Genomic DNA, 23,905 nt, shown 5'->3' on the forward strand with positions numbered 1-23,905 from the left:
TATGGTTATTTTAGATGGTAAGTTAGTTTCAAAACAAATTAAAGAAGCTTTAAAAAAACAAATTGACACATATTTAAATAAAAACTATAAAAAACCTAAATTAGCTGTAATTTTAATTGGAAATGATCCAGCAAGTGAATTATATGTTTCAAATAAAATAAAAGCTTGTAACTTAGTAGGAATTGAATCAGTGTTATTAAGATTTGATCAAAATATCACTAGTGAAATGTTATCTGATCAAATTAATCAATTAAATAATGATAATAGTGTTGATGCAATTTTATTACAATTACCATTACCAAAACATTTAAATGAACAAGAGTTTTTACAAGCAATCGATCCTTTAAAAGATGTAGATGGGTTTCACTATATTAATCAAAGAAAAATGTTAGAAGGTTATAATACTATTTATCCTTGTACACCAATTGGAATTATTAATTTATTAAAAGCTTATAATATTGATGTTAGATCAAAAGATATAACTATTATTGGAACTTCAAATATTGTTGGAAAACCTTTAGCAATAATGTTATCTAATATGGGTGCAACAATTAGTATGTGTAATAAAAATACAAAGAGTTTAAAAAAATATACTAAAAGATCTGATATAGTAATTTCAGCTACTGGAAAACAAGCGCTTATTAAAAAAGATATGATTAAAAAAAATGCTATTGTAATTGATGTTGGAATTATAAAAGATCCAATTACTAATAAAATAGTTGGTGATGTTGATTTTGAAAATGTTAAAGAACTTTGTTCATATATTACTCCAGTTCCAGGTGGTGTTGGACCTATGACTGTTAGTATGTTATTAGAAAATACATTCAAATTATACAAACTACATATAAAGGAAAATTATGAAAACTAGTTTTAAAAATAATCATCCTAAAAGACATTATATATATAATGATATTTTTAAAAAGGCTAATTTAATTATTCAAATATCAAGTGCTATATTTATGTTATTAGCAACTATTGGATTTATGTTTGGAATAGTTGGGATTACTTTAGGAACTGTTGTTAATACTACAAATATTAAATTAAATACAATTAGTGGAATTAGTTTAATTACAATTAGTAGTTATGTGTTTTTAATGTGTGCTATTAGTTTGTGTTTATCAGTTATTAGTAATTATCATAAAACAACAATTTATTTAGAAATTCTAGTTATTTTTAGTATAGTTTCAATAGTATGTATAATTGGTGGATTTTTAATTATTTTTAGTAGTAATAAATATAAAGATGAAGAAGAAAAAAACACTGATAATCAATTAGAAAATCAAATTGATAATAAACAAAAAACTGAATCTAAAGAACAAGATCAAATTGAAAATCAAACTAATAATCAGTCTAAAGATCAATTTATATCTAATATAAATCAAACTGATAATCCAAACCAACAAATAGTTGCAGATCATTATCATGCAAATATAAGTAGAATAAATAATAATCAAATTAATAATCAAAAATTAGAACAAGCTAAAAAAACTGAAAAATACCAACAAGTAAAAAGAACTTATCAACTAGTAAAAGAAGACAAACTAAGTGAAGATAAACTACAATCTATTTTTAACTTTGATCCTGAATTTAAACAAATGTATGATGAGTTAAAAAAATAATTAGACAAAATAAGCAATTGCTTATTTTTTTTTTATTTAATTTTTTAAAAAATACTAGTAAAAAAATAATAAATTTGTATAATACTTTTGCAACTTTTCATACTTATAAAGATGTTTTAGATCAACTAAAAGTATTTTTAAGTAAAAAAAATTTAAATGAAGTTATTTTATTTGATGAAAATCAAAAAGATAAACATTTAGTTTTAGATAATAATGCTAATAAGAACTCTGTTAAGATCAGAGTTTTTGGTAATGTTTTTGAATTTAAGCCAAAAACTGTAAAAGAGTATGTAGAAACTAAATATAGTGATGATACTAAAACTAAAGTAACTTAATTAGGTTATAAAAAGAAACAATAAAAAATGTAGATTATTATGTTTTAAATAGATTAGATGAAAATACAAAAGAAGTTCCAATTGATCTGCCATTAAAAATTAATTCATTAAGTGATTCTTTTAAAAAAATAAAAATGAAAAAAGACACTAATATTGACAAATGAGATACTAAAAACATTATTTCTTTAAAAAACATGTTTTATTTAGCAAAAAGCTTTAATCAAAATATTTCTAGTTGAAATATTTCTAATGTTGTAAATATGTCAGCTATGTTTTTTGAAGCTGAAAAATTTAATCAACCAATAGGTAACTGAAATGTTTCAAAGGTTACTGATATGGATTTTTTGTTTGATGGAGCAATAACATTTAATCAAAATATAAATGATTGAAAGACTGATAGTTTAACAGATCTAACTTATACTTTTAGAAGCGCTATAAGTTTTAATCAGCCATTAAATAATTGAAATGTTTCAAAAGTTAAAAGTATGGATGGTATGTTTACTGAAGCTACTAGTTTTAATCAAGATATTAATTTGTGAAATACAGGTAATGTTGAATCGATGAATGGAATGTTTTCTTCAGCAGATAAATTCAATCAAAATTTAAGTTCTTGAGATGTTAAAAAAGTTGGAAATGCTCAAAATTTTGCAAATGCTTTAAAATCAGTTATGACTAAAGATAAACTTTCAAAATTTAATCAAAAGTACTCAGATGATAAATACATTTATGGTAGTTAAAAAATAATTTATAAAAATAAAAAAATATTAAGTAAAATCTTGAAAATGATAATCAGTAATGGTATTATTTTTAGTGTCTTAGATAAATATGACCAATTAAAAGATATGGCTTTTTAGCTCAGCAGGTAGAGCAACCGGCTGTTAACCGGTTTGTCACAGGTTCGAGCCCTGTAAAAGCCGCCATTATCTTGGCCTGTTGGTGAAGCGGTTAACACACACGGTTTTCATCCGTGGACACACGGGTTCGAACCCCGTACAGGCTACCATATTTTCGGAGTGTTAGCTCAGCTGGGAGAGCTCCTGCCTTACAAGCAGGCGGTCATAGGTTCAAGTCCTATACACTCCACCATTTTTTATTTATGCTGACTTAGCTCAGCAGGCAGAGCAACTGACTTGTAATCAGTAGGTCGTAGGTTCGATTCCTATAGTCAGCACCATTAGAAAACTCGAGCACTACTGTGCTCTTTATTTTTAAAATTTAAACAACCAAATATCTTACAAATTGTTCTATTTGACATTCATATTACTAATAAGATAAATTAATTATTTATATAAGAATTTAATTTACATAATTTAAGAAGATCATTTTGATCTTCTTTTTTTGTTTTACAGTAAATAAAAATAAAAAAAGTAAGTTTTAAAACTTACATTGTTATATATTTAATTAAATTATTATGACTTATTTTGTAATTTTTTGAATAATTTCTTCTTTTTGCTCAATTATCTTTTTAATAATTACACCTACTAAAATTAGTATTCCACCAAATGAATTTATAAATATTGGATTAAATAATGGGATTGCTATAGCTACTATAAATATTAAAAGAATATCTTTGTTCTTTTTAAGAGTTGATAAACCTACAATACTCATAATTAAAAGTGTAAATAAACCTATTGAATTAAAAGCTGAAAATGACGTTTCGATTATTAATGACTCAAGATATCTATATATCTCACGTCGTCTGATGTATATGTGTAACTGAGTTAAATCAAATGTATAAAAAATATTTATCAAAAATCCGATGATTGCCCCTATTAAACTTAAAATTAATCTAGCTAAAATTAGTTTTTTTATATTTAAATTGTTTTTTAGTAATTTTTAGTGAGTCTAGATTTTGTTCTGATTTTTTAATATGAATATTTTTTTCTTCTATTTCTGGATTTATTATTTCTTTATTCATTGGTTCAGTACTAATTATTTGAGTAGTTGTATTTGTAGTACTTATAACTGCTGAACTTGATATGTTATTAGCTCCAATTATTAATAAAACTCCCCCAGCAATAAATCCAAAAGCAACATTAAATATATCAACTGTTAAAACTAATTTTTTATTATTTTTAAATTTAGGAACAAGACATAAAATACTTAAAATTACAGAACTAATTGCTAATCCTATGAAATTAAAAAAAGATTTTAAAAATAGCACCAAAAATTGAAAATAATATCCAAATAAAATATTTACATAAAACATATAAACGGAAGCGATACCCAATAAGTAAAAATACTGAAATAACAGAACCGATTATTGAAATAATAGCTCCAGCTAAAATCAGATTATTTGTTTTATTTTGATCCATAATTCACCTATTAAAATTAAAAATTGTTTAAAAAAGTGCTAGTGTTTTGTAATATATCAACTAATAAAAGTATTATTTTTTTAAATGATAAAATAATTTTAGAAACTTAGATTTATGAGACTAAAAGTATGAATGAATTTAATTTAGCAAAAGATAAAACAATGATCTCTAAAATATTTAAAAAAATTCCTTGATTTTATCATTTAATATTTTTTTTGATTGGACTAGTAGTTGGATTATTATTTCAATTTTTACGAGTAAAAACTTTTGCTTTTCCTTATTTTTTTATATTATTTTTTGCTGTTTTATTTACTTATTGTGTTTTATTTATAATTATTAGTCCAATGATTAAACAAAATTGATTTATTAAAAGAGTTAAAAATGAAAAATAAAAAAATTTCAATAAGTACAATAGCAAAAGAATGTAATGTTGGAGTTGGAACAGTTTCACGTTATTTTAATAATGGTTATGTTAGTGATCAAAAAAAAGAACTAATTAAAAAAGTAGTTGAAAAATATAATTTTTCACCTAATTTTGCAGCTCATTCAATTAAAAGAAAAATTCAAGAAGTTTATTTTTTAATTCCAGATTTAACTAAAAGTAATACTTTTGTTATTAAAAAAATCTTAAAGTACCTACAATTAGAATTTTCTGAAACAATGGTATTTGTAATTCAAACTACTTATAATCAAGAAACTTATTTAAAATACTTAAAAAAAGTAGTAGCAAGAAAACCGGCTGCTTTAGTTTTATTTGCTATTAGTGATGATTTAAAAATTAGAGATTATTTAAAAAAAATTACTATTCCTTTTATTAGTTATGGAAAAGATTGAGGAAAGTTTTATTTTATTAATAATGATCAAGAAATGATGATCTCGTTACTAGAAACTATGAATAATCAAAATGAATTTGATCATCAAAAACAAATTTTATATATTGGTGAAAAACCTGAAACTAATAAATCAACTGGATATGATCGTTTTTATAGTTTAAATAATTGATTTAAAAATAAAAATATTAAATTTGATTATTTATTTTTTGAACATAATAGTGAAACTAGTATTTATAATTTAATAAAAGAATTAAATCTAAATAACAAAATCATTATTTGTGGAACTCATACTTGTCATAAAATTTTATTAAAATATATAGTTAATCAAAAGTTTAAAAACATTACTTTAACTGATATTTATCAAAAAAATAGTTTGTTATTACCGATTTTTGAAAAACAATACTGTATAGCTATTGATTATCAAAATCTAGTACAAAGAATAAATGAGAGTATTAATAAAATTTTAAATAATAAACCTATAGATGAAAAAAATGAAAAATACTTAAATTATGAAATTAAAGTTTTAGATAGATAAAATTTTAGTTTCATTTTTTATTATATAATTGTAGTGTGGAAACAATTCCATATTATGAGGTCTTTATGGCAAAAAAATCATATACAGAAGAAGTTAAAGAACTAGTTAGTTTACTTGGTGGAGCTGACAACATTGTTTCATATACTCATTGTATATCTCGCCTTAGATTAGTTTTAAAAGATAATTCTAAGGCAGATACTAAAGCAATTGAAGCTTTAGATAATGTTAAAGGAGTAGTTAAACCTGTTGGTGCTTATCATGTTGTGATTGGTGTTGATGTAACAAATTATTACAAAGAATTTAAAAATTATTTAACTAATCAACAACCACAAACAAGTGATTCAAACTCTCAAAGTATAACTGCAAAACAAAAATCAAATCAAAAATTTTATCAACGTTTATTACGTCATTTTTCAGAAATATTTATTCCTTTAATTCCAGCACTAGTAGCTGGTGGGTTAATTTTAGGATTTAGAAACATTTTAGAAACTGATTGAACTGGTGAAGGTAAATCATTAGTTGCTTTATCAGCATTTGTAAAAGGTTTAAATGAATTTTTATGAATTCCTGCTCAAGCAGTCTTTTGATATTTACCAGTAGCAATTTGCTGGTCAATATTTAAAAAAATGGATGGTTCTCCAGTATTAGGAATTATTATTGGACTTACTTTATTATTACCACCATTAGAAAATATTTATGCTATTTCAGCATTAGCAAAAGATAGCATTTGAATATTTAAAGATGCCCCTGCTTTTGATTTTGGTGCATTTAAATTCCCTTGAAAACTTCAATATACTGCTCAAGTAATACCAGCAATTGGTGTAGCATTTTTTGGAGTTTATTTAGAAAAAGGATTAAATAAAATTATTTCTGCTATTTTAAAACAAATCTTTGTTCCATTATTAGTTATTGTATTATCATATACTGTTGGATTAGCAATTATTGGTCCTATTGGATTTGTAATTGGTTCTGCAATTTCAGTTGCTTCAAGTTGAGCATTAACTCATCCAATTGCAAAATATTTCTTTGCCCCAATATTTGGATTATTATATGCTCCAACTGTTGTTATTGGATTACATACAATGTATAATGCTGTAATGATTCAAAACACAGCAACAATTGGTGGTTCATTTATTTTCCCAATTTTATGTATGTCAAATATTGCACAAGGTAGTGCGTCATTAATGTTTACTATTTTAAATAGAAAACATCAAAAAGTAAAAGATGCTGGAGCTTCAGCTACTGTTTCAGCTTATCTAGCAGTAACTGAACCAGCAATGTATGGAATTAATTTACGTTTCTTATATCCATTTATAGCAGCAATTATTGGATCTGCAACAGGTGCTTTATTATTAATAATTTCAGGAGTAACTTCAAATGGTATTGGAGTTGGTGCTTGATTAGGAGTTTTATCAATTCAAGCTAGTTCAAAAGTTAAAGGAGTTACAACTTGAATTGGATCTGGATATACTTGATTTATGATAAGTGCAATATTAACAACTATTGTTACTATGATATTAACTTGATTTTTAGGAACTCTACCTAACTTTGTTAAACTACGTAATGATTTATTAAATGTTAAAACCGATCCCATCATTAAAATTAAAAAATAATATTTAAATGAAAAAAATTAATTATAAAGAAGCGATTGTGTATGAAATTCATCCACAATCTTTTTATGATACTAATAATGATGGAATTGGTGATCTACAAGGAATTATTAAAAAATTAGATTATTTAAAAAAACTAGGTGTGAATTTTATTTGATTAAATCCAATTTATTTATCTCCTAAAAAAGATAATGGATATGATGTTAGTGATTATAAAAAAATTGATCCAATGTTTGGTAGTATGACTGATTTTAATAACTTAGTTAATCAAGCTAAAAAAAGAAATATTTATATTATGATGGATATGATTTTTAATCATTGTTCAACTGAACATGAGTGATTTTTAAAAGCTTTAACTAATAAAAAATATAAAAACCGCTTTATATTTGTAGATAATAAAAATAAATTACCAAATAATTGAACAAGTAAGTTTGGTGGATCAGTATGAGAATATAATAAAACATTAGATAAATACTATTTACACTTATTTGATAAAACTCAAGCTGATTTAAATTGGAAAAATAAAGCTTTAAGAAATGATATTTTTAAAATTATTAATTATTGATTAGATAAAGGTGTTAAAGGTTTAAGATTTGATGTTATTAATTTAATTTCAAAACCAAAAACTTTTAAAGATGATTTGATTGGTGATGGTAGAAAATATTATACTGATAGACCACTAGTTCATAAATATATAAAAGAAATGGCTAGTAAAACTTATAGTTTAAAAAATGATGTAATAACAGTTGGAGAATTATCTTCAACTTCATTAAAACAAGCAATTTTATATACTAAAAAAGAATCTAAAGAATTAGATATGGTATTTATGTTTCATCATTTAAAAGTTGATTATTTAAATAATGATAAATGACAAATTAAAAAATATGACCCAAAACAACTAGTTAAAATGATTAAAACTCAACAAATTGCTTTTCAAAAAAATAACGCATGATCTGCTAATTTTTTAAACAATCACGATCAACCAAGAGTTATTAGCAGGTTTGGTGATTATAAAAATTATTATTATCAATCAGCAACTAGTTTAGCTAGTGTAGTTTTATTATTAAGAGGTACGCCTTATTTATATCAAGGTGAAGAGTTTGGAATGTTAAACAATAATTATTCAAATATTAATCAATTAAAAGATGTTGAATCAATTAACTATTATAAGATCTTAAAAAATAAAGGTTTAAAAAAAGAAGAAATTTTAAATATTATTAGTAATAGATCAAGAGATAATTCAAGAACTGTTATGCAATGAGATGATAGTTTATATGCTGGATTTTCTTCTCATAGACCTTGAATAGATGTAAATAATAATTATTTAGATATTAACTTTAAAAAAGATTATTCAAAGTCTCAATCAATTTTTAAAGCTTATCAAAAACTAATTAGATTACGTAAAAAACATTTAGCTTTTAGTTATGGAGATATTGAATTTATTAATTTGAACCCTAATGTTTTAAGTTTTTATAGAACTTATTTAAACGAAAAATATTTAGTAATTATTAATTTATCTGATTTAAAAATTAGTTCTAATAAATTAAATCAATTTTTAAATTTAAAAGTTATTTTTAATAATTATAAAAGCTTTAAACAAATTAAACCTTATCAAGTAGTAGTTTTAAAGTGCAATTAGTTAAAACATATTTCAGTATGTGAAATTTGTAAAATTCATATCAATTTTATTAAATAGTATAATTTAAGTAAGTCTAATAAACAAAATTCAAAAATGAAAGGTAGATATGAAAAAGTTAATAAATAGTCCTGAAACATTAGTTAATGAAATGTTAGAAGGTTTAGTTAAAGCTTATCCAAATAAATTAAAAAGAGTTGAAGGTTTTGATGTAATTATTAGAAATGATGATATTAAAAAAGATAAAGTAGCTTTAGTTAGTGGTGGAGGTTCTGGTCATGAACCAGCACATGCTGGATATGTTGGATATGGAATGTTAGATGCTGCTGTTGCTGGAGCTGTATTTACTTCACCAACACCAGATTAAGTTTATCAAGCAATTAAAAGTTGTAATGCTAATAAAGGAGTATTATTAATTATTAAAAACTATACTGGTGATATTTTAAATTTTGAAATGGCTCAAGATATGGCAAGTATGGAAGGAATTGAAGTTGATAGTGTAGTTGTTAATGATGATGTAGCTGTTGAAGATAGTTTATATACTGCTGGAAGAAGAGGAGTAGCTGGTACTGTTTTTGTTCATAAAATAGCTGGTGCTAAAGCTGAAATGGGAGCTAGTTTACAAGAAGTAAAACAAGTTGCTTTAAAAGTAATAAATAATGTTAGAACTATGGGAATGGCAATATCTCCATGTATTGTTCCTGCTGCTGGTAAATCTAATTTTTCATTAAATGAAGATGAAATGGAAATTGGAATTGGAATTCATGGTGAACCTGGAGTTTATAGAGATAAATTAAAACCAGCAGATCAAATTGTAGATACTTTAACTGATAAAATTTTAAATAATATACAAATTAATAAAGATGAACAAGTAGCAGTTATGATTAATGGAATGGGTGCTACTCCTGAAATGGAATTACTTGTAATTAATAATCATTTAAATGATGTTTTAACTAATAAAGGTATTAAAATTTATAAAACTTTTGTTGGTAACTTTATGACTTCAATTGAAATGGGTGGGTTTTCAATTTCAATTTTAAAATTAGATCAAGAACTAAAGGAATTATTAGATAAAAAAGCTGATACTCCAGGTTTTAAAGTTTTTTAATAAATGTTTAAAATAATTAATTAGTGTTAATTAAAAAATATAAATTAAAGGATATATAATGTTAGAATTACATCAAATTGATGTAATTTTTTTGTTTTTTAGTTAAAATTTTAGTCTTCAGATTATTAAAAGTAATTAAAGTATTTAGCTTATTAAATAATTAAAAAATAATTGAAGTATATCTAGTATTTTTATATAAAAAAGTATAGAATTTTAATTGCATGTATATTTTGTGTGCTTTTTTACAACACACCCATAGGGGTTGTTGATTAAATTAGTAAATTTAGGAGGTTAGTATGGCAGAAAACAAGATGAGAATTAAGTTAAAAGGTTATGATCACGCTATTGTTGATCAAAGCATTACTAAAATCATTCAAGCTGCTGAAGGTACTGGAGCTAAAGTTAGAGGACCAATTCCACTACCAACAGAAAAACAAGTTATTACCATTTTAAGAGCTGTTCATAAATACAAAGACTCTCGTGAACAATTTGAAATGAGAACACATAAAAGATTATTAGAAATTTTAAATCCAACTGCAGCAACAATGGATGTTCTAAAAAGAGTTCAATTGCCAAGTGGTGTTGATATTGAAATTAAATTATAATCTTCTATTTATTTAAAAAACAACAAAATATCAAATAGCAGAATATACGTGATTATCAATTAGGAGGAAATAAAATGAAAGGAATCTTAGGTCGTAAGGTAGAAATGACTCAAGTATTTACTAATTCTGGTCAATTAGTTCCAGTAACAGTAGTTGAAGTTCTACCAAACACAGTTTTACAAGTTAAAACTATTGACAGTGATGGTTATGTTGCTGTGCAATTAGGTACTACTGATAAAAGAGTTAACTTAGTAAATAAACCTGAATTAGGACACTTTAAAAAAGCTAATTCAAATCCTAAGCGCTTCGTAAAAGAAATCAGAAATATGCAAGGATATGAAATCGGACAAGTTATTAATGTTAGTGATATCTTTGTTTCTGGTGAATACGTTGATGTTACAGGAATTTCAAAAGGTAAAGGATTTGCTGGAGGAATTAAAAGACATAATTACTCAAGAGGACCAATGGCTCATGGTTCAGGATATCATAGAGGAATTGGTTCAATGGGAGCAATCATTAACCGTATTTTTAAATCAAAAAAAATGCCAGGGCACATGGGTAATGTAAAAAGAACTATTCAAAATTTAGAAATTATTGTCATTGATCAAACTAATAATATTATGTTGATCAAAGGATCAATTCCTGGACCTAAAAATAGTTTTGTACAAATTAAGCAAAATGTAAAAGGTATGAGTTCTAAACAAGCAGTTGAATTATTAAATAGAAATGCATCAGTTCAAGCATAGTTGAGGTAAGAAATGAAATTACAAGTTTTAGACACTAAAGGTAATGAAATTAAAGAAATTGCCTTAAATGATTATGTGTGGGGAATTGAACCTCATCAACAAGCTATTTATGATACTGTAATAAGTCAACAAACTGCTTTAAGACAAGGAACTAAAAAAGTTAAAACCCGTGCTGAAGTATCTGGAGGAGGACGTAAACCTTGAAAACAAAAAGGAACAGGTCGTGCTCGTCAAGGATCAATTAGAGCTCCACAATGAAAAGGTGGGGGAGTTACATTTGGACCAACACCAGATATTAACTATAAAAAATCTGTTAATAAAAAAGTAAGAGCTTTAGCTTTTAGATCAGTTTTATCTTTAAAAGTTAAAGAAAATAATCTTGTAATCGTTGACAAATTTGACTTTGCTAAGCCATCAACAAAAGAAATGGTTTTAGTAATGAAAAATTTAAAAATTGATGATCAAAAAACATTAATTGTTACAAAAGAAAAAGAAGAATTAGTAGTTAAATCTTCAAATAATATTACTGGAGTTAAAACAATTTCTGCTAACCAACTAAATGTGTTTGATTTATTAAATGCTACTAAATTACTAATTACAGAAGAAGCTGCTGTTGCAGTTGAGGAGGTATACGCATAATGCACATAACTGAAGTATTAAAAAAACCAGTATTGACTGAAAAATCATTTTCTGGTCATAAAGATAATGTGTATACATTCTTAGTTGACAAAAAAGCTAATAAAGTTCAAATTAAAAAAACTTTTGAAGAAATCTTTGAAGTAAAAGTTGAATCAGTTAGAACTATTAATTATGATGCTAAAGAAAAAAGATTAGGAAAATATGTTGGTAAAAAACCATTGTATAAAAAAGCAATCATTACATTAAAAGAAGGTCAAAAATTAGACGTGCTAAGCGACTTATAGAAAAATCGACCCGGATAAATTATTATAAGCGCATCAAAATAGAAAGGGAAAAATATGGCAATTAAAAAGTATAAGTCAACAACTAATGGTCGTAGAAATATGACTACAATTGACTATTCAGCTGTTTTAACAACAAAAAATAATCCTGAAAAGTCATTAGTTGTTTCTAAAAGCTCTAAAGCCGGAAGAAATAATCGCGGATTAATTACTACTCGCCATAAAGGTGGAGGACACAAACAAAAATACCGTATTATTGATTTTAAAAGAAATAAAAGAGATATTTTTGGAACAATTTCAACAATTGAATATGATCCAAATAGAAATGCATTTATTTGTTTAGTAAATTATGTAGATGGAGAAAAACGTTATATCTTATTTGCAAAAGGAATGCAAGTAGGAATGAAAGTGGTTGCTAGTGAAAATGCTGATATTAAAGTTGGTAATTCAGCACCATTAAAAAATATTCCTGAAGGAACTTTACTTCATAATGTAGAACTAAAACCTGGAAAAGGTGGACAAATTGCAAGAAGTGCTGGTTCATCAGTTCAACTTTTAGGAAAAGATGATGATGGAAGATATGTAACTTTACGTTTATCATCTGGAGAAGTTAGAAAAGTTTTATCTGAATGTTATGCAACAATCGGTGAAGTAGGAAACGAAGAATACAATTTAGTTAACTGAGGAAAAGCAGGACGTAATAGATGAAGAGGTATTCGTCCAACTGTTAGAGGTTCTGTAATGAATCCAAACGATCACCCACATGGTGGAGGAGAAGGACGTGCTCCAATTGGTCGTAAGTCTCCAGTTACTCCATGAGGTAAGAAAGCTTTAGGTGTAAAAACAAGAAACACTAAAAAAACTTCAGAAAAACTAATTGTAAGAAAACGTAGTAATAAAAAATAAGAAAGGAGAATAGAAGATAATATGGCAAGATCATTAAAAAAAGGACCTTTTGTTGATGAAAGTTTGTTTAAAAAAGTTACAGCAGCAAAAGATGGTGAAGTAATTAAAACTTGATCACGTAGATCAACTATTTTCCCTGAATTCATCGGTAAAACATTTGGTGTTTATAATGGAAAAGAATTTATTCCAGTTTATATTACTGAAGATATGGTTGGAAATAAATTAGGTGAATTTGCTCCAACTCGTAAATTCGGTGGTCATGGTGATGACAAAGGTAAGAAAAAATAATAGGAAGGATAAGAATTAAACAATGGAAGCAAAAGCAAAATTAAGTATGATTCGTATCTCTCCTAGAAAAATGAGATTAGTTGCAGATACAATCAGAAACAAAGCTGTATCAGTTGCAGTTGCTACTTTAAAAAATCTAAACAAAGATGCTGCTGAACCAATTTTAAAATTATTAAATTCAGCAGTTGCTAATGCTGTTAATAATAATGGTATGGAAGCAGATAAGTTATATGTTAAAACAATTTTTGTTAATGAAGGACCAACTTTAAAACGTTTTAGACCTAGAGCTCATGGTAGAGCATATGAAATTTTTAAAAGAACTAGTCATGTTGTGATTGTAGTTAGTGATGAAAAATAAGAAAGGATAGTTAGGAAATGGGACAAAAAGTATCACCAAACGTTTTACGTTTAGGAATCGTTAGAGATTGAGAAAACAGATGATATGCTGAAAAAGATCAATATGTTAAATGATTAGATCAAGATATCAAAATCCGTACTGCTTTATTTAAATTATTAAAAGATGCAGCTGTTTCAAAAATTGATATTGAAAGAACTACAAAAGATCTAACTTTATTTATCAAAACTGCTCGTCCAGCTATCGTTTTAGGTCAAGAAGGTAAAAACATCGAAAAAATTGTTTTAGCTGTTAGAAAAACTGTTAAAAATAAAAAATTAATTGTTAATGTTAGAGTTATTGAAATTAAAAGTCCTGATGCAGATGCAACTTTAGTTGCTAGATGAATTGGTGAACAAATTTCAAACCGTGCTTCATTTAGAACAGTTCAAAAATTAGCTATTAAAAAAGCTTTAAAAGCTGGAGTTAAAGGAATTAAAACTGCTGTAAGTGGAAGATTAGGTGGAGTTGAAATGGCTCGTACTGAAGGATATTTAGAAGGTTCAGTACCACTTTCAACTTTAAGAAATAATATTGATTATGCTTTATATGAAGCTCCAACAACATATGGTCAAATTGGAGTTAAAGTATGAATTAATCATGGTGAAGTATTTAAAAAAGAAAGAATGAATAATTCACAAATAATGGCAAAACCAAGAACTAATAAAGGAGGAAAAAGATAGTTATGTTACAACCAAAAAGAACAAAATATCGTAAACCTCATAGAGTTAGTTATGAAGGAAAAGCTAAAGGAGCTAAAGAAATTAACTTTGGTGAATTTGGTTTAATGGCTTTAGATGGTGCGTGAATTGATAATCATCAAATAGAAGCTGCACGTATTGCTATGACACGTTATATGAAACGTGATGGAAAAATTTGAATGAGAATTTTCCCACATATGGCAATGACTAAAAAACCTGCTGAAGTTCGTATGGGATCAGGAAAAGGAAATCCTGAAAAGTGAGTAGCAGTAGTTAAAAAAGGAACAATTATGTTTGAAATTGCTCAAGTTAATGAGCAAGTAGCTAGAGAAGCTTTAAGACTAGCAATGCATAAATTACCAATTCGTTGTAAATTTGTTAAAAGAGGTGAAAATTAATGTCTAAATCAAAAATGTTAGATCTAAGAAATCTATCTGTTGATGAGTTAATTAAAACAAATGAATCAAAAAGAGCTGAATTATTTGCTTTAAAATTTCAAGCAGCAGTTGGAAGTTTAGAACAAACTCACCGTATTAAAGAAATTAAAAAAGAAATTGCAAGAATTGAATTAGCATTATCAGAAAAACGTTTAAGTGGAGAAAACACTAATAAAGTTATTAAAGCAGATTACAACAAAGCTGTTGAAAAAGCAGAAAAAGCTGGAAAAGAAGTTAGAGCAAAACAAAGAAAATTCTTAGAAGAGCAATATGGTCAACAAAACCAAACTGAGTTAAATGAAGCTGATATTCAAAAAGCAATGCAAGCAGCTGAACAAGAAACTGTTGAACCTGATACTAAAGGAGAAACTAAATAATGCAAAGAAATAGTAGAAGAGTACTAATTGGTAAGGTTGTATCAGATAAAATGGATAAAACTATTACTGTATTAGTTGAAACTTATAAAAACCACCCAATTTATAAAAAAAGAGTTAAATATTCTAAAAAATATAAAGCACATGATGAAAACCAAGTTGCTCAAATGGGTGATAAAGTTGAAATTATGGAAACACGTCCTTTATCAAAAACTAAAAACTTTAGATTAGTTAGAGTTATTGAAAAAGCAACTTTATAATAGGAGATAAAAAATATGATTCAAACATTATCTAAATTAAAAGTAGCAGATAACTCAGGTGCTAAAGAAGTTCGTGTTATTCGTAATCTAGGTGGTTCAGTTAGAAAATTTTCAGGCATTGGTGATATTATTATTTGCTCAGTAATTTCTGCAACTCCAGGTGCAATTATTAAAAAAGGTCAAGTTGTAAAAGCAGTAATTGTTAGAACTACTCGTGAATTAAGAAGAGAAGATGGTACTTATATTAAATTCTCAGAAAATGCAGCAGTATTAATTAAAGAAGATAAAACACCACGTGGAACTCGTATTTTTGGTCCAATAGCACGTGAAATTAAAGAAGCTGGATTTGCAAAAATTGCATCTTTAGCTCCAGAAGTATTATAGGAGGAACCAGTTTATGGCAAAGTCAAGAATTTTAAAAGGTGATGTAGTTAAAGTAATCGCTGGTTCACACAAAGGACAAATTGGACCAATTACTTCAATTACAAAAGATAAACAATGAGTTTCAGTTCAAGGTATAACAGTTAAAAAACATGTTAAGCCAACTAATGAAGATAGTGAAGGTGGAATAAAAGATATTCCTGCAAAACTTCATATATCAAATGTTGCATTACAAGACCCAAAAAATAAAGATCAAGTTACAAAAGTAGGATTTGAAATTATTGATGGTAAAAAAGTTCGTATAGCTAGAAAATCTAAAACTCAAATTAAAACAGCTAAATAAGAAAGGAAATAAATTAGTATGAAATCAAGATTAGAAATTAAATACAAAGATCAAATTGTTCCTGAATTATTTAAAGAATTAAATTACAAATCAATAATGCAAGTTCCAAAAATCCAAAAAATTGTAATTAACATGGGAATAGGAGATGCTACAACAGATCCTAAAAAATTAGATGCAGCTATATCTGAACTAGAAAAATTATCTGGACAAAAACCAATTGTTACAAAAGCTAAAAAATCATTAGCTGTATTTAAATTAAGAGAAGGTATGGCAATTGGTGCTAAAGTTACTTTAAGAGGTAAAAAGATGTATGACTTTTTAGATAAGTTAATTAATGTTGCTTTACCAAGAGTACGTGACTTTAGAGGAGTTTCAAAAACTTCATTTGATGGGTTTGGAAACTTTACAACTGGAATTAAAGAACAAATTATTTTTCCAGAAGTAGATTATGATAAAGTTATTAGATTACGTGGTATGGATATTACTATTGTAACTTCTGCTAAAACAAATAAAGAAGCATTTGCATTACTACAAAAAATAGGAATGCCATTTGAAAAATAGAACAAGGGAGATATTATAATGGCTAAAAAATCATTAAAAGTTAAACAAGCTAAACATCAAAAGTTTAATGTTAGAAATTATACACGTTGTAATCATTGTGGAAGACCTCATGCTGTGTTAAAGAAATTTGGAATCTGCCGTTTATGTTTTAGAAAATTTGCTTATGAAGGACAAATTCCTGGTATTAAAAAAGCTTCATGATAGAAAGAGAGAAGATTCAAAAGTATGACAACAGATGTTATTGCAGATATGCTAACTAGAATTAGAAATGCTAATCAAAGATACTTAAAAACTGTAAGTGTTCCCTCTAGCAAAGTAAAATTAGAAATAGCAAGAATTTTAAAAGAAGAAGGATTTATCTCAGACTTCACTGTTGAAGGTGATGTTAAAAAAACTATTAATATTGAATTAAAGTACCAAGGAAAAACTAGAGTAATTCAAGGATTAAAGAAAATTTCTAAACCAGGTTTAAGAGTTTATGCACAAGCTAATGAAATTCCACAAGTATTAAACGGATTAGGTATCTCAATTGTTTCAACATCACAAGGAATAATGACTGGTAAAAAAGCTCGACTAGCTAATGCTGGTGGAGAAGTTCTAGCATTCATTTGATAATAGGAGTTTAATATGTCTCGTATAGGTAATAGATTATTGCAAATTCCAAATGGTGTTGAAGTTAAAATAGCAGAAAACAATTTAGTAACAATTACAGGATCTAAAGGAACTTTATCAAAACAATTTTCACCTTTAATCAAAATTGAAGTTGAAGAAAACAAATTAATCACTAAAAGATTAAATGAACAAAAACATACAAAACAATTACACGGAACTACTAATTCATTACTACAAGGTATGTTGACTGGAGTTAGTGAAGGATTTAAAAAAGAATTACAAATTACTGGGGTTGGGTATAAAGCTGCAGTTAATGGTTCTAAATTAAATTTAAGTTTAGGTTATTCACATCCTGTTGAATTTGAAATTCCTGATGGTGTAGTGATTCAAGCAGTTAAACCAACTGAATTAGCTATTAGTGGAATTGATAAACAATTAGTTGGTCAAGTAGCAGCAAATATTAGAGCATATAGAAAACCTGAACCATATAAAGGTAAAGGAATTAAATACAAAAATGAAACTATTATTAGAAAAGAAGGGAAAGCAGCTGGTAAATAGTACCAGAGCTTAGGGATTACTAAGTATGAAATTTACTAAAACTCAAGCTAGAAAACGTAGACATTTCAGAGTAAGACATAAAGTTGTTGGTACTGCTGAAAGACCTAGATTAAATGTATTTAAATCAAATACTAATTTCTATGCTCAAATTATTGATGATACTAAAGGAGTTACATTAGTATCTGCTTCTACATTAAAAATGGATTTAAAAAATAAATCTAATATTGAAGCTGCTGAAAAAGTTGCTGAAGAATTAACCAAAAAAGCTTTAGCAGCTAACATTAATCAAGTAGTATTTGACCGTAATGGTTATTTATATCATGGAAAAATAAAAGCATTTGCTCAAAAAGCAAGAGAAAATGGATTAAAATTTTAAGAAAGGGTAGAAGAGATTATGACTGAAGAAATGAATGTAGTAGAAACATCATCAGAAATGAATTCTAATGTTGAAAAAGCTTCTACTCCAAAACAAGAAAATAATAAAAGATTTGAAAGAAAATCAAGACCATCATCTAGACAAAAAGTAGTAAAAGATGAGTTTGAAGAAAAAGTTGTAACAATTAGACGTGTTACAAAAGTAACTAAAGGTGGTCGTCATTTTAGATTTGCAGCAGTTGTAGTTGTTGGAAATAAAAAAGGTTTAGTTGGAATGGGAACTGGAAAAGCTAATGAAGTTCCAGAAGCAATTAAAAAAGCAATTAAAGAAGCTAAGAAAAACTTAATAAGTGTAACTTTAAGAAATACAACTGTCCCACATGAAGTTTTAGGAACTTTTGGAGCAGGTAAAATTTTAATTAAACCAGCTAAAGTTGGTACTGGTATTATTGCTGGTGGACCAGCTCGTGCAGTTATTGAATTATCAGGAATTTCAGATGTTTATGCTAAATCACTAGGAAGCAATAATGCAATTAATATGATTAGAGCTACTTTTGAAGGACTAAGTTCAATGCAAACCTTAAAAAGAGTTCAAGAATTAAGATATGGTAAAACTTTTGATAAACAAAAAGTTGTGTTAGTTGAAAAAACTGCTGAAACTAAGAATCTTGAAAAAAGACCATCTAAATCAACAACTAAAAAAATGACTTCTAAAAAAGTTAAAAAAGAAGATGTCGTAACTGAACCAATGATTAAAAATGAAGCTGAAAATTCAGTTGAATAGTAGAAAGGAGTCATAATTAATGAAATTAAATGAATTAAAATACACACCAGGTAGTAAAAAAGAAGCTACTAGAGTGGGTAGAGGTATGGCTTCTGGAAAAGGAAAAACAGCTACTAGAGGACATAAAGGTCAAAATTCTCGTTCAGGCGGAGGGGTTCGTCCTGGGTTTGAAGGTGGTCAAACACCATTATTTAGAAGACTTCCAAAAGTTGGATTTACTTCATTAAATCAAAAACAATACACTATTTTAAATCTAAGTGATTTAGAAACTTTAGGATTAGAAGTGATTAATCACGAAAATTTAATCAATTGCAAAGTTATTAAAAATAGTACATCATTAATTAAAATATTAGCTAATGGTACATTAACTAAAAAAGTTGATGTAAAAGTTAACAAAATCTCAAAAGCAGCTAAAGATGCAATTGAGAAATTGGGAGGAAAAGTAGAGGTGATTTAATGGTTATTAAAAAACCTGCTAATAAAGTTGATAAAAAAAGTACTTTTAAATCATCTAATAAAAAGAAAAATCTTTTTAAATTAAGTTTTTTTACAAAAAATAAAGATTTAATTTATAGAATTCTTTTTACATTATTAGCTCTTGTTATTATTAGACTTGGCGTTTATATAACTGTTCCTGGAGTAACTTTAGATAAAAGATTTGCAACTGATTCTAGTAGAATTCAATTTTTTCAATTACTTTCAACATTAGGTGGAGGAAGTATTGGAAGATTTTCAATATTAGCTTTAGGAGTTTCTCCTTATATTACTGCTTCAATTATTGTGCAACTTTTATCAACAGATGTGATTCCTGTTTTGACAAGATGATCAAAATCTGGTGAAAGAGGAAGAAAAAAACTTGATAAATTAACAAAAATTATTATGATTCCATTTGCGTTAATGCAAGCTGAAGCAACTATTTTTACTTTATCAAGTCAAGGATTAATTATTCCTGGTTGAGATAACACTAATGCTATAGCAAATTCAGCATTTTATTACATTTTGATTCCTTTAGTAATGCTAGGTGGTTCGTTTTTTATGTTATGAATTGCCGATCAAATAACTATAAAAGGTATTGGTAATGGAATTTCAATAGTAATTTTTATAGGTATTATTATTTCAATGCCATCAAACTTAAAATCAACATTTGAATATTGAGTATCAAATTCTGGTGAAGAAGCAAATATCTTTTTTTCAGGATTATTAAACTTTATGATTTATATTAGTGTATTTTTACTAGTAATTCTATCAGTTGTAATTATGAATGAAGCTGAGAGAAAAATCCCAATTCAGCAAACTGGATCAGGATTAACAGATTCTAGTGAACATACTCCATATTTACCATTAAAGTTAAATAATGCTGGAGTTATTCCTGTTATTTTTGCATCAGCAATTATTTCAACCCCGATTACAATTTCTCAAATTATAGAAGCAGTTAACCCAGATAGTGGATTTGTTATATTTACAAGAGATTATTTATCATTTAATACTTGGTGAGGTATTTCAATATTTGGAATCCTAATCGTGTTATTTACATTCTTATATTCTCAAGTCCAAATTAATCCAGAAAAAATTGCTGAAAACTTCCAAAAATCTGGAACATTTATTCCAGGTATTAAACCAGGAAAAGATACTACAAAATATTTAACTGGTATTATTAATAGATTATCAGTTGTAGGATCAGTATTTTTAGCAATAATTGCATTATTACCTTATGTAATTTCAAAATTAACTCAACTTCCATCAAATCTTGCAATTGGTGGAACTGGATTAATTATTTGTATTTCAGTTGCTATTCAAACTGTTCAACAATTAAAAGGAAGAATTATTCAACAAAACTTTATTGAGAAGAAAAAAGAAAAATTCACTAATAATATTAATAAGAATAAAACATCTCATATTTGATAAAAAGGCAATATGCCTTTTTTACTTTATTGTTATTTTATATAAACTAAAGTATTTTATTATCTTATTTTATTTAGAATATAGATTATTATAAAATACATTTATAATGTTATTAAAAAGGAATTTTATATATGAACATTATGCTGTTAGGAGCACCTGGTTGTGGGAAAGGAACACAAGCAGAACAACTAGTAAATAAATTAAATTTTATTCAAGTATCAACTGGTGATTTAATGAGAAAAGAAATTTCATTAAATACAGAATTGGGTTTAAAGTGTCAAGAGTATATGAATGCTGGTAAATATGTTCCAGATGAAATTGTTAATCAAATCGTTAGTCAATTTTTAAAACATACTAATAATAAATTAATCTTTGATGGATACCCAAGAACTTTAGAACAAGCTAAATCACTAGAAAAAATGTTAGATTTATATAATAAAAAAATTGATTATGTATTTTATATAGATGTAAATGATCAAATTTTAATTAAAAGAATTACAAATAGATTGGTTTGCCCATTTTGTAAAGCTAGTTTTAATTTAGAAACTAGAAAACCAAAACAAGAAGATCTTTGTGATTTTGATAATACCAAATTAGTTAAAAGAAGTGATGATAGTTTAGATAAAGTTAAAATAAGACTACAAACTTATAATGAACAAACTTTACCTTTAATTGATTATTTTAAAACTAATTCTAAATTTATTGAAATTAAAGCAGATAATTTATCAGCTGAACAAGTTTTTAATCAAATCAAAGGAGAATTAAAAATTTAATGATAACAATTAAAAATCAAGAGCAAATTGAAAAAATGAAAATAGCAGGCCAAGTTTTAGCAAAAGGTCTAAATTTATTAAAATCAATGATTAAGCCTGGTGTTAATTGTTTAGATTTAGATAAAGCTTTTGAAGAATTTATTAAACAAAATGGATGTGAATCTAATTTTAAAAATTATCAAGGATTTCCAAAAACTATTTGCATTTCAATTAACGATCAACTGATTCATGGTATTCCAAGAGATCGAGTATTACTTGATGGAGATGTTGTAAGTATTGATGCTGGTTGCATGTATCAAAAATGACATGCAGATAGTGCTTTTACTATGGTTTGTGGAATTGCAAAAAATAAAAAAAATGATATACTTATAAGGGTCACTGAACAGGCACTAGAACTAGCAATAACTGAATTAAAACCAGGAATAAGAGTTGGAACAATTGGTTCAATTATTCAAAATTATGTTGAATCGTTTAATTTTAGTGTTCCTAGAGATTATACTGGTCATGGAATTGGTTTAGCTTTACATGAAGATCCTTATATTCCAAATTATGGAATACCAAATACAGGAATTAGATTGCAAGAAGGTATGGTTATTTGTATTGAACCAATGGTTCAAATAGGTACTTATAAAACTAAAGTTGCAGATGATAAATGAACAGTGTATTCAGCTGATCATAGTACAACAGCTCATTTTGAACATACAATTTTAATTACAAAAGATGGTTGTGAAGTACTAACTAAAACAGAAAGATAGGTGCATTATCGATGGCTAAAGAAACAGAAATGGAATTTGAAGGCACTGTTGTTGAAGTATTGCCTAATGCCCAATTTAAAGTGAAATTAGAAAATGGTGTAGTTATTAATGCCCACGTGTCAGGTAAAATCCGCATGCATTACATCCGCATTTTACCTGGAGATAAAGTAACTATTGTAATTTCACCATATGATATGACACGTGGAAGAATTACTTATAGAAAAATTGGTAAGTAGTTATTTTAAAACAATTTAAATCATTTAAACGATTATTGTTTTATTTTAAAAAATATGGAGGTTTTAAAGATGAAAGTTAGATCATCAGTCAAGCAAATTTGTGACAAATGCCGTGTAATTAGACGTAAAGGCCGTGTAATGATCATTTGTGTTACTCCAAAACACAAACAAAGACAAGGATAATTGTTTAATTAATAAATTAGAAAGGATACCCTAGAATATGGCTCGTATTAGTGGAGTAGAAATCCCAAATAATAAAAGAGTTGTTGTTTCTTTAACTTATATTTATGGAATAGGGCTACCAACTGCTCAAAGTGTTTTAAAAACTTTAAACATTTCTGAAGATATCAGAGTAAAAGATTTAACAGAAGAACAAATCAAAAATATCTCTATTGAAATTTCAAAATACAAAACTGAAGGTGAATTACGTAGAGAAGTATCATTAAATATTAAACGTTTAATGGAAATTGGAAGTTACAGAGGACTAAGACACCGTAAAGGTTTACCTGTTAGAGGACAATCTTCAAAAACTAATGCAAGAACTGTTAAAGGTCCAAGAAAAACTGTAGCTAATAAGAAAAAATAGAAAGTAGAAAGAAGGGAAAATAATCATGGCAAATCCAAAACCACAAGCTAAGAAAAAAATTAAGAAAAATATTCCTAAAGGTATTGCGCATATTCATTCTACTTTTAACAACACAATTGTTACAGTTAGTGATGAAAAAGGAAATGTTCTTTCTTGATCTAGTGCAGGAGCAATAGGATTTAAAGGTTCTAAAAAATCTACACCTTATGCAGCTCAATTAATTTCAGAAGCAGCAGCTAAAGGTGCTATGGATAATGGTGTTAAAACTGTATCTGTTGAAGTTAAAGGCCCAGGGCCAGGACGTGATGCTGCAATTAGAGCATTACAAATGGCTGGTTTAGAAATTACATCAATTAAAGACACAACACCAATTCCACATAACGGAGTGCGTCCAAGAAAACGCCCAAGAGGTTAATT

At 26.7% G+C, this 23,905-nt stretch carries 37 protein-coding genes, 4 tRNA genes and 1 pseudogene; 40 read left to right on the top strand and 2 right to left on the bottom strand.

Annotated elements, in window-relative coordinates:
* The first annotated feature begins 1 nt into the window (after position 1).
* The 8 genes from V2P32_RS01465 (at position 2) to V2P32_RS01500 (ending at position 3,128) form a co-directional block, all read left to right on the top strand.
* Positions 2 to 868 carry a bifunctional 5,10-methylenetetrahydrofolate dehydrogenase/5,10-methenyltetrahydrofolate cyclohydrolase gene (locus tag V2P32_RS01465; protein WP_434343796.1) on the top strand — a complete coding sequence of 289 codons (867 nt, stop codon included), beginning with the start codon at positions 2 to 4 and terminating at the stop codon, positions 866 to 868.
* Entirely contained in the window at positions 858 to 1,619 is a 762-nt protein-coding gene (locus V2P32_RS01470; protein ID WP_434343797.1) for a YIP1 family protein, read from the top strand. Before V2P32_RS01465 ends, V2P32_RS01470 begins: the two co-directional genes overlap by 11 nt.
* Before the next feature lie 74 nt (positions 1,620 to 1,693).
* Entirely contained in the window at positions 1,694 to 1,954 is a 261-nt protein-coding gene (locus V2P32_RS01475) for a hypothetical protein (RefSeq protein WP_434343798.1), read from the top strand.
* 134 nt (positions 1,955 to 2,088) lie between these two features.
* A complete protein-coding gene (locus V2P32_RS01480) occupies positions 2,089 to 2,691 on the top strand; it encodes a BspA family leucine-rich repeat surface protein (protein WP_434343799.1) in 603 nt (200 codons plus the stop codon).
* Between the two features lie 107 nt (positions 2,692 to 2,798).
* A tRNA-Asn gene (locus V2P32_RS01485) sits at positions 2,799 to 2,874 on the top strand.
* Between the two features lie 7 nt (positions 2,875 to 2,881).
* Positions 2,882 to 2,957, top strand: a tRNA-Glu gene (locus V2P32_RS01490).
* A 7-nt stretch (positions 2,958 to 2,964) separates the two neighbouring features.
* Positions 2,965 to 3,040: transfer RNA gene (locus V2P32_RS01495), tRNA-Val, on the top strand.
* 12 nt (positions 3,041 to 3,052) lie between these two features.
* Positions 3,053 to 3,128: transfer RNA gene (locus tag V2P32_RS01500), tRNA-Thr, on the top strand.
* A gap of 242 nt (positions 3,129 to 3,370) precedes the next feature.
* Here the strand turns inward: V2P32_RS01500 and V2P32_RS01505 are convergent.
* Both V2P32_RS01505 and V2P32_RS01510 read right to left on the bottom strand, forming a co-directional pair.
* Complete coding sequence (locus tag V2P32_RS01505; protein WP_434343800.1) at positions 3,371 to 3,706, bottom strand: hypothetical protein; 336 nt, start codon at positions 3,704 to 3,706, stop codon at positions 3,371 to 3,373.
* Positions 3,707 to 3,743: 37 nt separating this feature from the next.
* Complete coding sequence (locus V2P32_RS01510; RefSeq protein WP_434343801.1) at positions 3,744 to 4,163, bottom strand: hypothetical protein; 420 nt, start codon at positions 4,161 to 4,163, stop codon at positions 3,744 to 3,746.
* 234 nt (positions 4,164 to 4,397) lie between these two features.
* Here V2P32_RS01510 and V2P32_RS01515 point away from each other — a divergent pair, with 234 nt between their 5' ends.
* The 32 genes and pseudogenes from V2P32_RS01515 (at position 4,398) to rpsK (ending at position 23,903) form a co-directional block, all read left to right on the top strand.
* The gene (locus tag V2P32_RS01515) at positions 4,398 to 4,661 is read left to right on the top strand and encodes a TIGR04570 family membrane protein (RefSeq protein WP_434343802.1); all 264 of its coding nucleotides are present in this window, start codon (positions 4,398 to 4,400) and stop codon (positions 4,659 to 4,661) included.
* The gene (locus V2P32_RS01520; protein ID WP_434343803.1) at positions 4,651 to 5,637 is read left to right on the top strand and encodes a LacI family DNA-binding transcriptional regulator; all 987 of its coding nucleotides are present in this window, start codon (positions 4,651 to 4,653) and stop codon (positions 5,635 to 5,637) included. Before V2P32_RS01515 ends, V2P32_RS01520 begins: the two co-directional genes overlap by 11 nt.
* 65 nt (positions 5,638 to 5,702) lie before the next feature.
* Positions 5,703 to 7,250: a PTS transporter subunit EIIC gene (locus tag V2P32_RS01525; RefSeq protein WP_434343804.1), complete on the top strand. Its 1,548-nt coding sequence runs from the start codon at positions 5,703 to 5,705 to the stop codon at positions 7,248 to 7,250.
* A 7-nt stretch (positions 7,251 to 7,257) separates the two neighbouring features.
* Positions 7,258 to 8,886, top strand: a complete 1,629-nt coding sequence (locus V2P32_RS01530; protein WP_434343805.1) for an alpha,alpha-phosphotrehalase — start codon at positions 7,258 to 7,260, stop codon at positions 8,884 to 8,886.
* A 106-nt stretch (positions 8,887 to 8,992) separates the two neighbouring features.
* Positions 8,993 to 9,991 (top strand): annotated as a pseudogene (gene dhaK, locus V2P32_RS01535) (dihydroxyacetone kinase subunit DhaK).
* 296 nt (positions 9,992 to 10,287) lie between these two features.
* The gene (rpsJ, locus tag V2P32_RS01540) at positions 10,288 to 10,596 is read left to right on the top strand and encodes a 30S ribosomal protein S10 (protein WP_011387545.1); all 309 of its coding nucleotides are present in this window, start codon (positions 10,288 to 10,290) and stop codon (positions 10,594 to 10,596) included.
* 74 nt (positions 10,597 to 10,670) lie between these two features.
* Entirely contained in the window at positions 10,671 to 11,342 is a 672-nt protein-coding gene (rplC, locus tag V2P32_RS01545) for a 50S ribosomal protein L3 (protein WP_434343806.1), read from the top strand.
* A gap of 12 nt (positions 11,343 to 11,354) precedes the next feature.
* The gene (gene rplD / locus V2P32_RS01550) at positions 11,355 to 11,981 is read left to right on the top strand and encodes a 50S ribosomal protein L4 (protein WP_434343807.1); all 627 of its coding nucleotides are present in this window, start codon (positions 11,355 to 11,357) and stop codon (positions 11,979 to 11,981) included.
* The gene (rplW, locus tag V2P32_RS01555; protein ID WP_434343808.1) at positions 11,981 to 12,265 is read left to right on the top strand and encodes a 50S ribosomal protein L23; all 285 of its coding nucleotides are present in this window, start codon (positions 11,981 to 11,983) and stop codon (positions 12,263 to 12,265) included. Before rplD ends, rplW begins: the two co-directional genes overlap by 1 nt.
* Before the next feature lie 54 nt (positions 12,266 to 12,319).
* Complete coding sequence (gene rplB, locus V2P32_RS01560; RefSeq protein WP_013447962.1) at positions 12,320 to 13,168, top strand: 50S ribosomal protein L2; 849 nt, start codon at positions 12,320 to 12,322, stop codon at positions 13,166 to 13,168.
* A 21-nt stretch (positions 13,169 to 13,189) separates the two neighbouring features.
* The gene (rpsS, locus tag V2P32_RS01565) at positions 13,190 to 13,456 is read left to right on the top strand and encodes a 30S ribosomal protein S19 (RefSeq protein ID WP_011166909.1); all 267 of its coding nucleotides are present in this window, start codon (positions 13,190 to 13,192) and stop codon (positions 13,454 to 13,456) included.
* A 22-nt stretch (positions 13,457 to 13,478) separates the two neighbouring features.
* Entirely contained in the window at positions 13,479 to 13,814 is a 336-nt protein-coding gene (gene rplV, locus V2P32_RS01570) for a 50S ribosomal protein L22 (protein ID WP_008362527.1), read from the top strand.
* 17 nt (positions 13,815 to 13,831) lie between these two features.
* A complete protein-coding gene (rpsC, locus tag V2P32_RS01575; RefSeq protein WP_013447961.1) occupies positions 13,832 to 14,533 on the top strand; it encodes a 30S ribosomal protein S3 in 702 nt (233 codons plus the stop codon).
* 2 nt (positions 14,534 to 14,535) lie between these two features.
* Complete coding sequence (rplP, locus tag V2P32_RS01580; RefSeq protein WP_013447960.1) at positions 14,536 to 14,949, top strand: 50S ribosomal protein L16; 414 nt, start codon at positions 14,536 to 14,538, stop codon at positions 14,947 to 14,949.
* The gene (gene rpmC / locus V2P32_RS01585; protein WP_434343809.1) at positions 14,949 to 15,365 is read left to right on the top strand and encodes a 50S ribosomal protein L29; all 417 of its coding nucleotides are present in this window, start codon (positions 14,949 to 14,951) and stop codon (positions 15,363 to 15,365) included. The genes rplP and rpmC overlap by 1 nt, the downstream gene beginning before the upstream one ends.
* Positions 15,365 to 15,622, top strand: coding sequence for a 30S ribosomal protein S17 (rpsQ, locus tag V2P32_RS01590; protein WP_011166904.1), 258 nt, complete (start codon positions 15,365 to 15,367; stop codon positions 15,620 to 15,622). Before rpmC ends, rpsQ begins: the two co-directional genes overlap by 1 nt.
* 15 nt (positions 15,623 to 15,637) lie before the next feature.
* Entirely contained in the window at positions 15,638 to 16,006 is a 369-nt protein-coding gene (gene rplN / locus V2P32_RS01595; protein WP_013447958.1) for a 50S ribosomal protein L14, read from the top strand.
* 13 nt (positions 16,007 to 16,019) lie between these two features.
* Positions 16,020 to 16,346: a 50S ribosomal protein L24 gene (gene rplX / locus V2P32_RS01600; RefSeq protein ID WP_011387538.1), complete on the top strand. Its 327-nt coding sequence runs from the start codon at positions 16,020 to 16,022 to the stop codon at positions 16,344 to 16,346.
* 18 nt (positions 16,347 to 16,364) lie between these two features.
* Complete coding sequence (rplE, locus tag V2P32_RS01605) at positions 16,365 to 16,907, top strand: 50S ribosomal protein L5 (protein ID WP_013447957.1); 543 nt, start codon at positions 16,365 to 16,367, stop codon at positions 16,905 to 16,907.
* 18 nt (positions 16,908 to 16,925) lie between these two features.
* A complete protein-coding gene (locus tag V2P32_RS01610) occupies positions 16,926 to 17,111 on the top strand; it encodes a type Z 30S ribosomal protein S14 (RefSeq protein ID WP_008362512.1) in 186 nt (61 codons plus the stop codon).
* Between the two features lie 21 nt (positions 17,112 to 17,132).
* On the top strand, positions 17,133 to 17,522 hold the full coding sequence (gene rpsH, locus V2P32_RS01615; protein ID WP_008362508.1) for a 30S ribosomal protein S8: 390 nt from the start codon (positions 17,133 to 17,135) through the stop codon (positions 17,520 to 17,522).
* Positions 17,523 to 17,534: 12 nt separating this feature from the next.
* Complete coding sequence (rplF, locus tag V2P32_RS01620) at positions 17,535 to 18,077, top strand: 50S ribosomal protein L6 (protein ID WP_434343810.1); 543 nt, start codon at positions 17,535 to 17,537, stop codon at positions 18,075 to 18,077.
* A 25-nt stretch (positions 18,078 to 18,102) separates the two neighbouring features.
* Positions 18,103 to 18,453, top strand: coding sequence for a 50S ribosomal protein L18 (gene rplR / locus V2P32_RS01625; RefSeq protein WP_434343811.1), 351 nt, complete (start codon positions 18,103 to 18,105; stop codon positions 18,451 to 18,453).
* Between the two features lie 18 nt (positions 18,454 to 18,471).
* On the top strand, positions 18,472 to 19,236 hold the full coding sequence (gene rpsE, locus V2P32_RS01630) for a 30S ribosomal protein S5 (protein WP_434343812.1): 765 nt from the start codon (positions 18,472 to 18,474) through the stop codon (positions 19,234 to 19,236).
* A gap of 19 nt (positions 19,237 to 19,255) precedes the next feature.
* Positions 19,256 to 19,693 carry a 50S ribosomal protein L15 gene (gene rplO, locus V2P32_RS01635; protein ID WP_434343813.1) on the top strand — a complete coding sequence of 146 codons (438 nt, stop codon included), beginning with the start codon at positions 19,256 to 19,258 and terminating at the stop codon, positions 19,691 to 19,693.
* Positions 19,693 to 21,141 (top strand): preprotein translocase subunit SecY, encoded by a 1,449-nt coding sequence (gene secY, locus V2P32_RS01640; protein WP_434343814.1) that lies wholly within the window; start codon positions 19,693 to 19,695, stop codon positions 21,139 to 21,141. The genes rplO and secY overlap by 1 nt, the downstream gene beginning before the upstream one ends.
* A gap of 128 nt (positions 21,142 to 21,269) precedes the next feature.
* Positions 21,270 to 21,911, top strand: coding sequence for an adenylate kinase (locus tag V2P32_RS01645; RefSeq protein ID WP_434343815.1), 642 nt, complete (start codon positions 21,270 to 21,272; stop codon positions 21,909 to 21,911).
* On the top strand, positions 21,911 to 22,666 hold the full coding sequence (map, locus tag V2P32_RS01650; RefSeq protein WP_434343816.1) for a type I methionyl aminopeptidase: 756 nt from the start codon (positions 21,911 to 21,913) through the stop codon (positions 22,664 to 22,666). The genes V2P32_RS01645 and map overlap by 1 nt, the downstream gene beginning before the upstream one ends.
* Positions 22,667 to 22,677: 11 nt before the next feature.
* Positions 22,678 to 22,902: a translation initiation factor IF-1 gene (infA, locus tag V2P32_RS01655; RefSeq protein WP_011167188.1), complete on the top strand. Its 225-nt coding sequence runs from the start codon at positions 22,678 to 22,680 to the stop codon at positions 22,900 to 22,902.
* 69 nt (positions 22,903 to 22,971) lie between these two features.
* A complete protein-coding gene (gene rpmJ / locus V2P32_RS01660; RefSeq protein ID WP_004429078.1) occupies positions 22,972 to 23,085 on the top strand; it encodes a 50S ribosomal protein L36 in 114 nt (37 codons plus the stop codon).
* Between the two features lie 37 nt (positions 23,086 to 23,122).
* Positions 23,123 to 23,488, top strand: a complete 366-nt coding sequence (gene rpsM, locus V2P32_RS01665; protein WP_011387529.1) for a 30S ribosomal protein S13 — start codon at positions 23,123 to 23,125, stop codon at positions 23,486 to 23,488.
* Positions 23,489 to 23,513: 25 nt separating this feature from the next.
* Complete coding sequence (gene rpsK / locus V2P32_RS01670; protein ID WP_008362476.1) at positions 23,514 to 23,903, top strand: 30S ribosomal protein S11; 390 nt, start codon at positions 23,514 to 23,516, stop codon at positions 23,901 to 23,903.
* Positions 23,904 to 23,905 lie beyond the last annotated feature (2 nt).

This window comes from Mycoplasma sp. 06067-C1-B144P-99-0482-3 (genome assembly GCF_051053925.1).
Lineage (GTDB): Bacteria > Bacillota_I > Bacilli_A > Mycoplasmatales > Mycoplasmataceae > Mycoplasma > Mycoplasma leachii.